The sequence below is a fragment of the Polynucleobacter sp. JS-Polo-80-F4 genome, from assembly GCF_018881965.1.
Taxonomy (GTDB): Bacteria; Pseudomonadota; Gammaproteobacteria; order Burkholderiales; family Burkholderiaceae; genus Polynucleobacter.
Genome location: NZ_JACVPI010000001.1, coordinates 394,547 through 408,129 on the forward strand (window position 1 = coordinate 394,547; position 13,583 = coordinate 408,129).

18 protein-coding genes are annotated in these 13,583 nt (G+C 44.2%); 3 read left to right on the forward strand and 15 right to left on the reverse strand.

Going from position 1 to position 13,583, the window contains the following annotated elements; translation table 11 throughout:
• Window positions 1–6: 6 nt before the first annotated feature.
• The 10 genes from ICN20_RS01945 to ICN20_RS01990 form a co-directional block, all read right to left on the reverse strand.
• Window positions 7–978, reverse strand: coding sequence for a tripartite tricarboxylate transporter substrate binding protein (locus tag ICN20_RS01945; protein WP_216237861.1), 972 nt, complete (start codon window positions 976–978; stop codon window positions 7–9).
• 1 nt (window position 979) lies between these two features.
• Window positions 980–1,732: a transporter substrate-binding domain-containing protein gene (locus tag ICN20_RS01950; RefSeq protein ID WP_216237862.1), complete on the reverse strand. Its 753-nt coding sequence runs from the start codon at window positions 1,730–1,732 to the stop codon at window positions 980–982.
• 34 nt (window positions 1,733–1,766) lie between these two features.
• A complete protein-coding gene (locus ICN20_RS01955) occupies window positions 1,767–2,621 on the reverse strand; it encodes a metal-dependent hydrolase (RefSeq protein ID WP_216237863.1) in 855 nt (284 codons plus the stop codon).
• Between the two features lie 92 nt (window positions 2,622–2,713).
• Window positions 2,714–3,124, reverse strand: a complete 411-nt coding sequence (locus tag ICN20_RS01960) for a carboxypeptidase regulatory-like domain-containing protein (protein ID WP_216237864.1) — start codon at window positions 3,122–3,124, stop codon at window positions 2,714–2,716.
• 83 nt (window positions 3,125–3,207) lie between these two features.
• Entirely contained in the window at window positions 3,208–4,188 is a 981-nt protein-coding gene (locus ICN20_RS01965) for a zinc-binding dehydrogenase (protein ID WP_216237865.1), read from the reverse strand.
• 28 nt (window positions 4,189–4,216) lie between these two features.
• On the reverse strand, window positions 4,217–4,657 hold the full coding sequence (locus tag ICN20_RS01970; RefSeq protein ID WP_216237866.1) for a DUF2452 domain-containing protein: 441 nt from the start codon (window positions 4,655–4,657) through the stop codon (window positions 4,217–4,219).
• A 43-nt stretch (window positions 4,658–4,700) separates the two neighbouring features.
• Window positions 4,701–5,234, reverse strand: coding sequence for a superoxide dismutase family protein (locus tag ICN20_RS01975; RefSeq protein WP_255534615.1), 534 nt, complete (start codon window positions 5,232–5,234; stop codon window positions 4,701–4,703).
• 70 nt (window positions 5,235–5,304) lie between these two features.
• Window positions 5,305–5,853, reverse strand: a complete 549-nt coding sequence (locus tag ICN20_RS01980) for a DUF3833 domain-containing protein (RefSeq protein WP_216237867.1) — start codon at window positions 5,851–5,853, stop codon at window positions 5,305–5,307.
• 3 nt (window positions 5,854–5,856) lie between these two features.
• Window positions 5,857–6,405: a chalcone isomerase family protein gene (locus ICN20_RS01985; protein WP_216237868.1), complete on the reverse strand. Its 549-nt coding sequence runs from the start codon at window positions 6,403–6,405 to the stop codon at window positions 5,857–5,859.
• Window positions 6,402–6,806: a thiol-disulfide oxidoreductase DCC family protein gene (locus tag ICN20_RS01990; RefSeq protein ID WP_216237869.1), complete on the reverse strand. Its 405-nt coding sequence runs from the start codon at window positions 6,804–6,806 to the stop codon at window positions 6,402–6,404. Before ICN20_RS01990 ends, ICN20_RS01985 begins: the two co-directional genes overlap by 4 nt.
• A 60-nt stretch (window positions 6,807–6,866) precedes the next feature.
• Here ICN20_RS01990 and ICN20_RS01995 point away from each other — a divergent pair, with 60 nt between their 5' ends.
• On the forward strand, window positions 6,867–7,241 hold the full coding sequence (locus ICN20_RS01995; protein ID WP_216237870.1) for a DUF2237 family protein: 375 nt from the start codon (window positions 6,867–6,869) through the stop codon (window positions 7,239–7,241).
• A gap of 18 nt (window positions 7,242–7,259) precedes the next feature.
• Complete coding sequence (locus ICN20_RS02000) at window positions 7,260–8,159, forward strand: histone deacetylase (RefSeq protein WP_216237871.1); 900 nt, start codon at window positions 7,260–7,262, stop codon at window positions 8,157–8,159.
• 12 nt (window positions 8,160–8,171) lie between these two features.
• Here ICN20_RS02000 and ICN20_RS02005 read toward each other — a convergent pair whose 3' ends face one another.
• The 3 genes from ICN20_RS02005 to ICN20_RS02015 all read right to left on the reverse strand — a co-directional run bounded on the left by ICN20_RS02005 (window position 8,172) and on the right by ICN20_RS02015 (window position 9,635).
• Window positions 8,172–8,723, reverse strand: coding sequence for a phasin family protein (locus ICN20_RS02005; protein ID WP_216237872.1), 552 nt, complete (start codon window positions 8,721–8,723; stop codon window positions 8,172–8,174).
• An 84-nt stretch (window positions 8,724–8,807) separates the two neighbouring features.
• Window positions 8,808–9,449, reverse strand: coding sequence for a hypothetical protein (locus tag ICN20_RS02010; RefSeq protein WP_216237873.1), 642 nt, complete (start codon window positions 9,447–9,449; stop codon window positions 8,808–8,810).
• A 33-nt stretch (window positions 9,450–9,482) separates the two neighbouring features.
• The gene (locus tag ICN20_RS02015) at window positions 9,483–9,635 is read right to left on the reverse strand and encodes a hypothetical protein (RefSeq protein WP_216237874.1); all 153 of its coding nucleotides are present in this window, start codon (window positions 9,633–9,635) and stop codon (window positions 9,483–9,485) included.
• 111 nt (window positions 9,636–9,746) lie between these two features.
• Between ICN20_RS02015 and ICN20_RS02020 the strand changes: the two genes are divergently transcribed.
• Window positions 9,747–10,430 carry a DUF1345 domain-containing protein gene (locus ICN20_RS02020; RefSeq protein ID WP_216237875.1) on the forward strand — a complete coding sequence of 228 codons (684 nt, stop codon included), beginning with the start codon at window positions 9,747–9,749 and terminating at the stop codon, window positions 10,428–10,430.
• A gap of 94 nt (window positions 10,431–10,524) precedes the next feature.
• Here the strand turns inward: ICN20_RS02020 and ICN20_RS02025 are convergent, their stop codons facing one another.
• The gene (locus ICN20_RS02025) at window positions 10,525–12,318 is read right to left on the reverse strand and encodes an amidohydrolase family protein (protein ID WP_216237876.1); all 1,794 of its coding nucleotides are present in this window, start codon (window positions 12,316–12,318) and stop codon (window positions 10,525–10,527) included.
• Window positions 12,319–12,444: 126 nt separating this feature from the next.
• Window positions 12,445–13,554 carry a linear amide C-N hydrolase gene (locus ICN20_RS02030; protein WP_216237877.1) on the reverse strand — a complete coding sequence of 370 codons (1,110 nt, stop codon included), beginning with the start codon at window positions 13,552–13,554 and terminating at the stop codon, window positions 12,445–12,447.
• Window positions 13,555–13,583: the final 29 nt, after the last annotated feature.

The window sequence follows — 13,583 nt, forward strand, 5'->3', positions numbered from 1 at the left end:
AATTAGTTATTCCGGCTTAATGCCAGCACTTTTGATGATCTTGCCCCAGCGGACAGATTCTTTCTTTTGAAACGCCCCAAATACTTCTGGAGTCATTGCGTAGTACTTTGCCCCCTCTGACTCAAGCTTCTTTTGCACTGCTGGCTGTTGCATGATTTTAGCAACTTCATCATGCAATTTTTTAACAATCGCTGGTGGTGTTCCCACTGGTGCAAATAGACCAATCCAATTCTTCACATCAAATCCTGGCAAGGTCTCACTAATGCTTGGCAAATCTGGCATCGATGGATCCCTGCTTGCGCCAGTAACGGCCAGACCTCTTAACTTATCACTTTTTACATAAGGAAGAATAGTGGGCATCGTTGCAAACATCACTTGAGTTTGTCCACCAATCAAATCCGTAATTGCTAGGGCATTGCCTTTGTAAGGAATGTGCGTCATATCCACTTTAGCCGTCATGACGAATAGCTCTCCCGCTAAGTGGCTAGCAGTGCCAATACCACCTGAACCATAAGACACTTTGCCAGGGTTTGCCTTTAAGTAGGCAATCAACTCAGGCACGTTCTTTACTGGTAGATTTGGATTGACTGCCAACAGCCCTTCAGCATCGAGCACAAAGACCACTGGTACAAAATCTTTCAGTGGGTCATAGGGCATGCTCTTCACCAAATAGGGATTCACTGCATGCGTTCCAATGCTGCCCATAATTAAGGTGTAACCATCTGCTGGCGACTTGGCCACAAAATCTGCGCCGATATTGCCACCGCCACCAGTTTTGTTTTCCACAATCACAGGCTGCCCAAAGGCCTCACTTAATCCCTGCGCAATGATTCTGGAGAATCCATCTGCAATGCCACCAGTAGCAAACGGAGAAATGATTTTGATTTGACGATTGGGATAGGCGCCAGTTTGAGCATTTGCAATATGGGAAGCCAATAACCCCAGCAACAGACTCAATGTGAAAACGATTTTTTTCATATTATTTTTCTAATAAACTTGGATTTAAAGGTGCAGCAGCCAAACCCTGCACTTGATACTGTCGAATCAAATCCGTCACTAAACCACTACGAATGAATTCTTCAACACATGCACTTAAAAATGTGATTGCCTCTAGATTCGATTTCTTGGTGGCGATTGCTTGCTGAATACCAGTGAATTGACCATCTAAGACCCGTGAGCCGGGGACTTTCTTTGAAAATGAAACCAATCCCGTTTTCAGGCCAGCCAATGCATCCAACTTTTCACTAAGGAAAAGCTCATTGCTCGCTTGCAAGCTATCAGCATGCACTAGCGTGCCATGCTTTAGATTGCGTTGCAACCAATGATCGTATGCGCTCTTAAAGAAGGATGCGATGCGAACCCCTGGTTGATCTACCTGGGAAATATCTTGAATAGGTGAGTCCGCCGGCACCAAGTAACTTGCCTCCAGCTCAGCATAAGCAGGCGTAAAAGTGACCTTTTGCGCACGTGCTGGATCAGAACCTACCAAAACAATTCCACATCTTCCACTAGCGGCAGCATCCACTACTTCCTCTTGGGTTTCGTAACCCGTTAAATCAAGCGAAACTTCTAAGCGCTCTGCTACTGCACGACAAATATCTGGCGCTATGCCAGTAGGCTCTCCCGCAGATGTACGTCCGGTAACTAATAAGAAGTTACCAAGATATACGGCAGCAGAAAGAACACCATGAGGGGCAAGCTGCTCCCTCACTTCATTGGAAATTGAAATCAAAAGAAAACTCCGGAATGAATGGAATAAAAACTCATTAGAACTGAACAGTTTCACCTTCAGTCATCGGAATGATTTTGATATTGCTACCCTTCATTGCCGCCTGAAACTCGGCTAATGTGCCTTTAGCCATGGGGTTGGAGTTGTAGTGCATTGGTATAACCATTTTTGGCTTAACCCAAGTGCGCAATGCATATGCAGCATCCTCTGGACCCATTGTGAAATTACCGCCAATGGGAATCATCACTAAATCTGGTTTGTAATACTCGCCGATAAATTTCATATCGCCAAATAATCCTGTGTCGCCCATATCCCAAATCTTGAAGCCATTCTCCAACTCAATGATGTAACCCATTGCTTCGCCTGCATGATGTGCTTCCATTTTGTCTGTCGCAGGATTTTTGTGAACATAGAGAGAGGAATGCTCCGCCTTTACAGCCGTTACCTTAACCCCGGGCAAAGGACTAACGCTGCCACTTTTGTTAAAACGGTGGCCCAAATCTGCAGGCAATACTCCCAAGAAAATGAGTGGCGTCACCATGTCAGCCGGACCATACAACTTGGTATTATTCGCCTTCGCAATTGCAGGTGCATCGCCAATATGATCAACGTGTGCATGTGTCACTAGTAGCAAATCAACCGGCCCAATCGCTGCCAAATCATTTTTATAGATCGACGGTGTCTTAGGTCCACCAGTAATCCAGGGGTCGACCAAAATCACTTTCTTTTGCGGAGTTGTGATTCGAAAGCCGGCCTGTCCAAGCCAAAGTATCTCAGTCTTGCCTTGGGCACCCGCTGCCGCAGAATTCTGGGCGTTACTAATAGAGGAAATCAAAACCAATACTGCAGCAAGCAATATGCCAAAACTATGTTTAGTTGAAAAGCGCTTCATTCATCAGCCTCCTAATTATTTTTATTGATCAGGAAACTATAGACTAAATTCACTGTTTAGGCTTATGACGCATTGCGTCATTTAGTTGGATTCTATTTCCAGAACAGGGAAATCTTTTGAGGCAAGTCAGGCTTGATGGATAGTGCTCTCTTTTGGATTACGTCTTGATAAGTTGCTTCTATAAAGTAGTTACCCGACTCAAGATTGATCAACATATAAGGTCCATCAGCCTGTGCATTAAAAATTGTCTGCTTTGCATTATTCAGAATTTTGATAGATGCCCCAAATATCCAAACACCTCTACCATTTTCGATTTGAGACATTTCCAATAATAAAGGCCACTGCTTTGCTTCAGCAAGAATCGCAACCGTCTCGCCCTCACCTACGCCACCGGTGATATAAGAAACTCCCTGTGATTGTTGCGTCTCTGGAATTTGCGCCAGAGCCCAAGCACTCATCAAAATGAGGTGAGTGGAAATAATAATTTTTAGCAGTGCTTTCATACTTCAATAGTACGACTGATTTAGACATAAAAAAGCCCCACTGGAAAAAACAACGGGGCTTGTGTACGCTAGGACACTTAAGCTTAAGGCATCATCACAATAGCGCCTGAAACTTTTCTTCCTTCAGCAGCACGATGCGCGTCTGCAGCCTGCTCCAAAGAAAACTTAGCACCGATTTGCACTTTGACATGACCTTTAGCAATTGCATCGAATACTGCTTTAGCATTTTCTTTTAACAAAGCTGAAGTTGCGTTATGCGGAAATACAGAAGGTCTTGTCAAAAACAGACAGCCCTTCTTGTTGAGGATTTCTGGCTGAATCTCTGGCGCTGGTCCAGAAGCAGCCCCAAACAAGGCAACTGTACCGAATGGAGCGGTGCAATCCAATGAACCCAAGAAAGTAGTTTTTGCTACTGAGTCGTAGACAACATTGGCCTTTTTTCCGCCAGTAGCCTTTAGAACTTCTTCCACCCAATGGGGTTGGGAGTAATCAACCACCGCATCGCAGCCCGCTTCTTTAGCAGCTGCAAATTTTGCCGGGGATCCAACGGTACCAACAACAAACGCACCCAATGCTTTTGCCCAGCCAGCCAAAATTTGACCAACACCACCGGCAGCAGCATGCACCAGCACCACATCACCAGCCTTAACTTGATAAGTTTTTTGCACGAGATATTGCGCAGTCATCGCTTTAAAGAAAACAGCAGCAGCTACCTCATCAGAAATATTGCTAGGTATCTGAACCAATTTTTCAGCTGCCACGTTTCGTGCACTTGCATATGCGCCAATCCCGGCATTCATATACACAACGTGATCGCCCACTTTAAAGTCAGTAACGCCTTCACCCACCAACTCAACAACACCGGCAGCCTCATGGCCCAGACCGGTAGGCATTTCTAATGGGTAAACGCCAGAGCGCTGATATACGTCAATGAAATTGAATCCAATGGCCGTTTGACGAATCTGTACTTCACCCTTTGCAGGTGGTGGCAACTCTTTGTCAATTACCTTGATTACGTCCGCGCTACCAAGTTCAGTAAGACTAACTACTCTTGCTTTTGTCACATGTCACCTATATATTTTTTATAAAAAATCATAATACCGTAAGGGCGCCTTCTTCTTCAATCACTGCCCAAGTACTATCGCCTAACTTCTTGACTGCCATTGAATATGTCCAGCCTTCTGGAATCCCGCAGCTCCAACCACTTGGGCCATTCTGAATGAGCAGGTTTACATTATTTCTACTGTCGTAGTAGAGATGATAAATTTTTCCATGAATGGGATTAAAGCTAAATTTAGCGCTGTGCACCATTTCAGTAGCGTCTAACCTTGCTTGCAGGGCCTTGGCTTGCTTCATTAAGACTTCAGCCTGCTCCATGATGCGGTCATATTCCAGCTTTGCGTTTTGGCGCGCAACATTGACAGCTTTGTCTTTTTCTTCGGTAACCTTAATAGGCGCAAATACAGGGGCACCCACTTCCATTGGATATTCAATCCCCGCGTGACGTGCTGGATCGGTATCTTCGATTCTCATGAAATGCCCTGTATCTCTTTTAATGTATTTAAATAAATGCTGATTACTTAATCAAACCACATGCAATACGTGGCCCAGAATTTCCAGCGGGTTGAGATTTGTAATCGTCTGGATCGCGATGCACTACAACTGAGCGGCCTACGATGCCAGTTGGTCCAGTGTTTACAGCAAAGCCATGTAACTTCGCTGTATAAGTAGCGTTACCACTCGCATCTGATTTAATGTTTGGCAGATCACCCGCATGATTCATGCCACTGTTAGGCATGCCATGTGATTTTGTCTCAGGATTAAAGTGGCCACCTGCGCTCATTGCATCTGGAGCCGAGCAATCACCCTTTTCATGAACATGAAATCCTTGCTCTGAATTTGGTTTTAAACCAGAGAACTTACCGTTGATGAGGACATCATTACCTTGCCAGGTAAAAGTCACATCACCCTTGGCCTGTGATCCTGATCTTGAATCTAGACTTGCGCTGGCTTTCTGGCCTGTGCCCTGCTCCATCGATTGACAGGCTACTAAAGATAAGATTCCAACCGCTGATAGAACAATCGAAGCTTGCTTTAATTTCATATTCATTTGGATCTCCTTGGGTTAGGTGCTCAACGGCGCCCTCCAAGAAAGTGTGACACAAATCCAGCCCTTTTGCTTAGCGCTTATAGAAGCTGAGGGTGACCTCGCCTAGCTCAATGCCAAACTTACTCATCTTGGCCTTATTAAGCATTACTTTAGGGGTAATGAGGTACATCCAATCGTTAAATTGGACGTTATAAATAGTGCCATCTACGGGTAAGGCAAGGGTATAAGTCCAATTCAGGGCATTTCCAGCCAATTGGCCCTGAGCATCTCCCACTACATCATCCGCCCTGCCAATGAAATTACCCGGGGACTGCTCAGTGAGGGTCCAGATGCGTTTTTGCTTTGTGCCATCAGAATACTCAAAGCTCTCATCTAGTGTACCCACCTTCTTACCATTAACCATAGTCCAATTGGCCTTGATTAATACGGTAAAACGCTTTTTCACTTCGCCACTACGATCCGTAAAGATGCCATAGGCATCAATCGTTCCTGAAAAATACTCACTTAAATCCAGTGCAGGCTTTTCAGAAGCATATTGAGAAACTTGTGGCGTAGAGCAAGAAGCTAAAAATAAACTACAGAGCGCTAACAAGATACATCGTGTAAGAAGTGATTTCATAGATTAGCAAGCCTCAGTAAAAAGTGGTGGTGGACAAGATTGTCCTAGCAGCTCTGTTCGAAGTTTTGGTGCACTTGTTTTTGGATCTAGCCAGATTCCAAAAAATGCTTTCGAGAAATCTGCCCCCGGTATTTGTGCTATTTGCCTGCCATCGAAATAGAAGGTTGTGCCTTGCTTTAGAGAGTAGATCGCAGTCAATGTTTGTCCCGACTCTACATTAGGCAAGAAGGCAGTTAACTCCCTCCCCCAAGCTGCTGCCTGAGCATCTGGTACGCCAATGCGTTTCATCTCCTCAACACTGCGATTAGCAATGGAGGTTCCGGAAAATGATTTTTGATACCGCATGTCTAGCGCAAATTCAGGGGAAGCAAGTGAGCCCACTCGGTAAAAGGAGGCGTCATAAATATGCAAACCCCACCAAGTAAGGCGCCCACTGCCCTGAAGTTTTGCAGAGCTTAAATGGGGCGGCAATTCCAGTGGATCACGAGCAAAGCCACTCGGCACTAATGCACAAAACAAGGAGGCTATCAAAAATAAACGAGCGATCTTCATAGTGATGCTGATTTTGACTTCACTAAACGCAATGCTGCTGGCCCCAATAGACTGGAAATAGCATGTCTATTCTTAGCAAAAAAGAGGTAGCCTAATTTCAAAAATGGTTGCAAAGACTTTCTGGAGAAGAGCCAGGCAAGACGCGGCAAGTTAGCTCGACGATAGGCTTCCGGAAATACAGAAACACCTTGTATTAATTGTCCACTAGCAAACTGACCATACATTGCAGCTAATGCAGCTTCGCACGAGACGCCAACCTTATGTGGATCAAACTGCTCAGAATTAATATCAACAAAATCCAGTAGATTAGCTTGATTTCGTCCAGATAGAAAAAGAATCTCCGCCTGACACAAAGGGCAAGCACCATCGTAAAACAAGGTAAGTTTTTCTAACTGAGTCATTGTTCAGCAAGTTTACGGCTTATTCAATAAACTGGCTGACACATTCATTTTAAGGTTGCTATGCAAAAAGAGATTGCGCTAAATGTATTTGGGGAGCCCCTCATTCCCTGCTCCTTTGATCCCCTAACGGGGTTTTTTAGAGACGGATGCTGCAAAACCAATGAAGAGGATGTGGGCAGTCATTTGGTTTGCGCTATTGTCACAAATGAGTTTTTGCAATTTAGCCTCCACAAGGGGAATGACTTAATTACCCCAAGACCAGAGTATCAGTTTCCGGGATTAGTTTCGGGTGATCAATGGTGTTTATGCATCAATCGCTGGGTAGAAGCATTGAATGCCAATTGCGCTCCATTGATTAAGCTCGAAAGCACTCACATCAAGGCATTGGAGACAGTCTCCTTGGATACCCTAAAGGAATATGCGAGAGAAGTGTGACAGAAGCGTAAGAAAAGCGTGAAGGCCTTTTACACAGATCATTTTGTCTTGCCCCTTCCGGCGGGACATCGCTTCCCAATGGAAAAATACTCTCGCTTGCGCGACTTAGTTGGCACCCAGGAAAATATAGAGCTTGTGGAAGCGCCGCCCGCAACAGATACTCAGATCCTGTATGCCCATGATCCAAGCTACCTCATTAAAGTCATTGAGGGCAAGCTATCTGCACAGGAGCAAAGAGAAATTGGATTTCCGTGGAGCGGGCAAATGGTAGAGCGCTCACGCCGCTCAGCTGGAGCTACAGTAGCTGCAGCCAAAACTGCCTTACGAGAAGGTATTGCTGCCAATCTAGCTGGTGGGACTCATCATGCTTATCGAGATACCGGTAGTGGTTTTTGTGTCTTTAATGACTCAGCTATTGCTGCGCGTACCCTGCAAAAGGAAGTGAGCTCATCTCTCAAAATTGCCGTGATTGATTTAGATGTTCACCAAGGTAATGGCACGGCGTCTATTCTTCAAAACGATGAATCTATCTTTACCCTTTCAATCCATGGCGAGAATAACTTTCCATTCAAAAAAGAAGAGAGTGATCTTGATTTGGGTTTGCCTGATGGCTGTAATGATGAAACCTACTTGCGCTCCCTAGCAGATTGCCTTGATCAACTCGATGGGCGCTTCAAGGCGAACTGCCTTATTTTCTTGGCTGGAGCAGACCCCCATGAGGGCGATCGCCTAGGAAGGTTAAAAGTGAGCAAAGATGGAATGCGCTTACGCGATGAAATGGTTTTTCAGTTCGCACTAGATCGCCAGCTTCCTATTGCATTTTCAATGGCGGGCGGCTATGGCAAAGAAATTGAATCTACGGTAGATATTCATTTCCAAACCATCAAAACCGCCCTGCAATTTCAACAACAGTATTAATTCCCTAAAGTCTTAACCCTTCTTCTTTGAGGCGCCCTTAGGACTTGCAAGATTGCTGACATTTTCTACGCTCTTTTCAAAATTAGTGAACGAGTCCGCCATTGCAGCACGAATCAATTCAAAATTCTGCAAAGCATTGTTAAATGACGTTTTAAATACAGATACATAAGCTTCGCTACCAATTGGCGCGTTATCTGTAGCATCATTTACAAAGTGTATTAAATCCGCCTTGGATTCTTGAATCATGGTTTCAGCAATATCCGCCAATTCTTTATTACCGCTTTTGAGAACCTGAAGTAATTGGTTGTGATATTGAGAAATCTCTTTAGCAGCATCTTGCAATACCTCAGCATGGACATACTCAAATGCAGAGCGAGGATCCTGAGTTTTCATCAACTCAGATACGCGCTTTTGAATCATGCCAGCCAATTCTTGTGTAGCCTGCTGATTAATTTGCGCAATGGCTTGAGCACTCTCAATCGCTACGCGCCCAGCAGCCTTAGTTGCATCCACAGCTCTTTGTTGCCCTGGTATCGCACTCATATCTAATGGTTTTTTGCTCATATCAGCCTTTCAGAGAGATTAAGTTACATACCAATCTACTCTCGTTCAGCTGGGTTTCTATAGAGAAATACCAGTAGATAACGTTTATTGCTTCTTCTTTGGTAAGTTATCTAGGGTTGAAGCGCTATTGAGTTGCTGATCGACCAGGTAGAGAGTGCCTCCGTAATTAGCCTGAAGATCATACCCAGAGAGGCCAACTGTATAAAAGGTAATCTCGGGATTAAACGAGCGAATGGTTCCGCCAGATCCAGCCGAGAAATTGGCATCTACATCAAGACCCCCACGTCGACCATCAATTGAAGTCAATAAAAACTGGTCGATTGCACCAGGAGTCTTAAAGATTGCCACTTGATATTGATCTTGATATCCGGCACCTAGACCTTCACCGGTTTTGAGCGCTTGCATAAAGATAGGGTCCGTACGGCGCTTATCAAACAAAACACCTTCTCCACGTGCTAGCACTATTAAAACAATATTCACATTGGTGGTTGTAAAGACTGCATAGCCAGCAGCCTGATCAATCTCTTTTTGGACATCTGGCTTTTGTTTAATTAAAGCATCGAGACCTGTCTTCGACATTTTGATCGTGGCATCACGCTTTTGCATAATTTCTGCGGGAGTCAGCGGCTTACCATCCTGACCAGTAGACTGGCAACCAGCCAAAAACGAGGCCGCTAGCAAAGCCAAAGCAGCACGCCTTGAAATAGACTTAAAAAAAAGATTCATAGTGAAGTAGGTATTAGAAATAATCCGTAGGATTTATGCAGCCAGGGCGGCAATAGACATCAAGGGCTGGTTTAAGAACGACACATCCGCCTCAGCTGGCTTGGTCAATATATAAGACAAAATACAGGCGGCGACAATAAGAAGCGCGCCCACCACAAGAGTCCAACTTTTATTATTTGATCGCACGCTCAATTTCCTTGATTAATCTTAATATCTATATTTTCTATCATTATCCAACTCAGATTGGGGGTAGGAGCTGGAAAATAGCGTTCATTTTAAGTGCATACTATAGGCAATATGAAAGCATATCACTGGACACAACATTGGCACCATATTAGCGCCACTTCTAGACTCCTGATCGTGGCTGCCACTGGGCTTGGGGCATTTTTTCTACTTCTCCTAAATACAACTGCCGCCGTTAGCATGGCCCTATCCTGGGTATTAGCAGGTAGCCTGTATTTGATCCTGAGTTACAGCATGATGTTCTTTTCAACCCAAGAGAATATCTTGGCTCTTTCAAAGAAGGAGGATGATGGTGCTGCAATGATTTTGCTCATCATTATTCTGGCAGCAGCAGCAAGTTTAATCACCATTGTGATCATCCTCTCGGGCATTAAAACCCTTCCCATCAATTTAGCCATTCGCCATGTCTACCTGGCTTTAGGAACATACGCAATCTCTTGGTTGTTTGTACATACTGCATTTGCCTTGCACTATGCCCATGTCTACTATCAAGAATATGAAAAAAATCAAGAGCCGCCCCTACTTTTTGCCTCTAAATTAAAGCCAAGTTATGTAGACTTCCTTTACTTTTCAATGGTGATTGGACTGACCTGCCAAACGGCCGATGTCAATATTGCCAGCACCAGAATTCGTTTTTTAGTCATGCTACAAGGTATTACTGCATTCATTTTCAATGCCTCTTTACTCACACTGGCAATCAACCTTACCTCAGACTTGGTAGCCTTTTCTCAGACGTAATACATTCCTCTCGAAGAGCGCATTAATAGTTAAAAAGCCAACCCGAAGGTTGGCTTTTATATTGGAACTAAAGGAACTAACTTAATCTAAGGAATTATTCCAAAGGTCTAGGCTTCTTGGTTTCTGATACTGGAATAACCTTGCCCCCTAAAACGGTTGCATATACCCCAACATCTTTAATCTTGATTGCAGGTACGGTTTGCGGATCAGCATTTAACACAGCAAAGTCAGCAAACTTTCCCGCCTCAATGCTTCCGACCTTATCTTCAACACCCAATGTGTAGGCGGCGTTAATCGTCACCATCTTCATAGCGTCAGTTGCAGACAATGCTTCTGCTGGTGCCCATACTTTGCCATCGTTATAAACATCGCGACGAGTAACCACAGTCCACGCCTCTTTTAATGGATCAGGCGCGGCAACTGGAGCATCCGAATGTATAGAGGTCACGATGCCATTACGTACCAATGTACCAACCCGGGTAGCATAAGACGCGCGATCCATACCAAGGGCAGAATATTGCAGTTTTGCACGCTCAGACACATAAGTAATATTTGCACTTACAACTGCATTAAGGGCCTTAATCTTAGCCACCATTGCAGTTGTAGGAATACCAAAGTGATTGACGGTGAAACGATGATCAAAGCGCGGCTTGGAGTCTTGTAGAAGCTGCAAAGCATTAATTGTGTGAGCATTACCTACGTCACCATTGCTATGAACATGGATATGAAAGCCTGCATCCCACCAAGGCTTCATGGCAACCGAGAAATCCTGAGCTGTTTTGTAAGTAGATGTGCCAATAGTTCCATTAACGAAACTTGGATGCTCCATGCGCATCGTCTCTGGCATATATCCTGCATCGCTATAGAATTTAACGCCCTGAAAAATTAACTGGTCGTTATCGTTTTGACTTAGATTTAAGGCTTCCTGTATTGACTGGTCACCATACTTTGCTTTAAATGGATCGGCATAAATAACAGGAACTACTCGAATAGAGCTAGCCGGTGATTTAGAAAACATCGTAGCCATTCTTAATTCTGCTTCCAGATTCAGCGAACCAAAAGCTAAATCACCAGTGGTGGTAATTCCAGCCTGCTGCATCAAATCACTCATATAAAGGTAATCATTCGGAACTTCATTTGGCTTTAGGATGTCCTTGCCAGCCACCTTCATGACATACATTACAGCCGCCAAGTCAATAAATTGGCCATTTAGTTGACCATTTTTATCAATCCCCACCCCTGGAATACCTTTTACTTTGTCAGGAGTAATGCCATAGTGATTGATCATGCCGCTATTGACATACATGTCGTGTCCGGAGCCATTCCACAGAATGATTGGGCGAGTGCTGGAAACTTGATCCAGCAATTGGCGATCAGGAACCTTGCCCATCGCAACTTCATCCCAGCCCCAAGCCAGGAGTGTTTGATTGGGATCTTTAATGTCGTTGGAATACTTCTTCAATGCATCCATAGCTGCTTGCATATTAGGCACGCCTGCGAAAGGAGCGCCCCATGGGTTAGGCATCGGCGAAGGAGTAACCAAAGGCTTGTTAAATAAAATGCCGCCCAATAGGACGTGAGCATGCGGCTCAACAAAGCCTGGATAAATTACTTTATCAGCAAACTGTCGATTGATTTGTGTTGGATATTTACTAGTCCATGGCTTCATATCTTCCAATGAGCCCACCGACAAAATACGGCCATCCGCAACAGCAACAGCAGTCGCATTTGGAATTGCCGGATCCATTGTGACAATTTTCTTGGCCACAAAGACAGTGATGTTGGTGATCTTTGGTGTTGATGGTGGATCAATCAACTGGACTGCTGATGCTAGACCAGAGAAAAGACCTAGTAAGGCTACATTAATAATTTTAGATTTTAGATTCACTGAGGGCCTCTATAAAACTGTCATTTACAAAATACTACTGAGTACATAAATAGCAACTATCGATTTGATAAAAAAGAGGCTCGACAAGCGAGCCTCTTTCAATATTGAGCTACCAAATTCAATTGATTAATTCACTGGAATGATCATTTTTGGCTGAGCTAATTTAACGTACTTCATTTCCTTGGCATTCATGTCCATCTTATTCAGATCAAATGCGTAGGTGTTATTGTTTTCAAACATCTTGACGTTGTAAACCATGGTTTTATTGTTTGCCACAATGCTCCATTCGGTTACTTCATAGCCACCAGTGCCACCACCGTAAGGATTGCTAGCTGGCAAGGTTACGGATCCAGGAGGAATGTCAAAGCTTCCTAAAATATGCCAGGCGGCACCGTCCATCTGAGCGTTAGTAAAAGTTGTTGGTACTGAATTGGATAAAAATAGTGCGCGAATGAAACGGCTTGGGCTCAGGAAGTCCCCAGGAAGGCCATGCAGTCCATTGCCAGAGCTTGGGGCTGCATAAGTTGCGCCATTAATGACTAGTGGTGGCTTTTCTACCTTTGATAGGTTGGCGTAATTTCCAATGCTATTAAGGTGATCCTGGAACGGAGGATCATTTGTCAACACAGTGGTTGGGTTATCGATAATTGATAATCCATTTTTGGAGTACTCAACCACAATACTTTTTCCGTTGCTATCATGAAATGTATAGTGCACTGGTGGAGTCTGATTTCCATAAACAGCTAACTTAGCACCATTCACTTTGATCTTTGGTAGACCAGCCTTCACTTCATCGGCGGTAGCAAAATTTGTTAAAACATAAGTGAGTACCTGTACTGAATTGATACTTGTTGCTGATTCAGCTTGGGTAACCGCCTGGTAAGCAGCGCTATTTGGGTAGTTAAGTACGCCTCCGATGAGACCCTTTTCATTCATACCATCTACTAACTCTGGTAAGCCAAGCGCATTCATGCCAACTACAGCATATTTTGCAGTCCAATTCAGACCTGAGCCATATTTACCATCAACACCAATTCCTTGGTGGTTATAAGCTCTTGGGATAGTAGTGAGCTGCGAATTCAAGGGCAAACCAAACTCCATCGTGCGTCCATATACATAGCCGCCATCGCTACCTTTAAGCAAGAAGCTAGTACAGGCTTCACTCACCAATGGAGCAAATGCCAAGGTAACAGAAACTGAAGTAGCTAGTAATTTTTTAAACATTTTTTGTTTCATGATTAACTTTCTATCTTTTTTAAATTAGC

Bases quoted from the DNA above. Each gene is read 5' to 3' on its own strand.
- ICN20_RS01945 (WP_216237861.1), bottom strand. From the start codon at position 978: ATGAAAAAAATCGTTTTCACATTGAGTCTGTTGCTGGGGTTATTGGCT.
- ICN20_RS01955 (WP_216237863.1), bottom strand. From the start codon at position 2,621: ATGAAGCGCTTTTCAACTAAACATAGTTTTGGCATATTGCTTGCTGCA.
- ICN20_RS01960 (WP_216237864.1), bottom strand. From the start codon at position 3,124: ATGAAAGCACTGCTAAAAATTATTATTTCCACTCACCTCATTTTGATG.
- ICN20_RS01970 (WP_216237866.1), bottom strand. From the start codon at position 4,657: ATGAGAATCGAAGATACCGATCCAGCACGTCACGCGGGGATTGAATAT.
- ICN20_RS01975 (WP_255534615.1), bottom strand. From the start codon at position 5,234: ATGAATATGAAATTAAAGCAAGCTTCGATTGTTCTATCAGCGGTTGGA.
- ICN20_RS01980 (WP_216237867.1), bottom strand. From the start codon at position 5,853: ATGAAATCACTTCTTACACGATGTATCTTGTTAGCGCTCTGTAGTTTA.
- ICN20_RS01985 (WP_216237868.1), bottom strand. From the start codon at position 6,405: ATGAAGATCGCTCGTTTATTTTTGATAGCCTCCTTGTTTTGTGCATTA.
- ICN20_RS01990 (WP_216237869.1), bottom strand. From the start codon at position 6,806: ATGACTCAGTTAGAAAAACTTACCTTGTTTTACGATGGTGCTTGCCCT.
- ICN20_RS01995 (WP_216237870.1), top strand. From the start codon at position 6,867: ATGCAAAAAGAGATTGCGCTAAATGTATTTGGGGAGCCCCTCATTCCC.
- ICN20_RS02005 (WP_216237872.1), bottom strand. From the start codon at position 8,723: ATGAGCAAAAAACCATTAGATATGAGTGCGATACCAGGGCAACAAAGA.
- ICN20_RS02010 (WP_216237873.1), bottom strand. From the start codon at position 9,449: ATGAATCTTTTTTTTAAGTCTATTTCAAGGCGTGCTGCTTTGGCTTTG.
- ICN20_RS02020 (WP_216237875.1), top strand. From the start codon at position 9,747: ATGAAAGCATATCACTGGACACAACATTGGCACCATATTAGCGCCACT.
- ICN20_RS02030 (WP_216237877.1), bottom strand. From the start codon at position 13,554: ATGAAACAAAAAATGTTTAAAAAATTACTAGCTACTTCAGTTTCTGTT.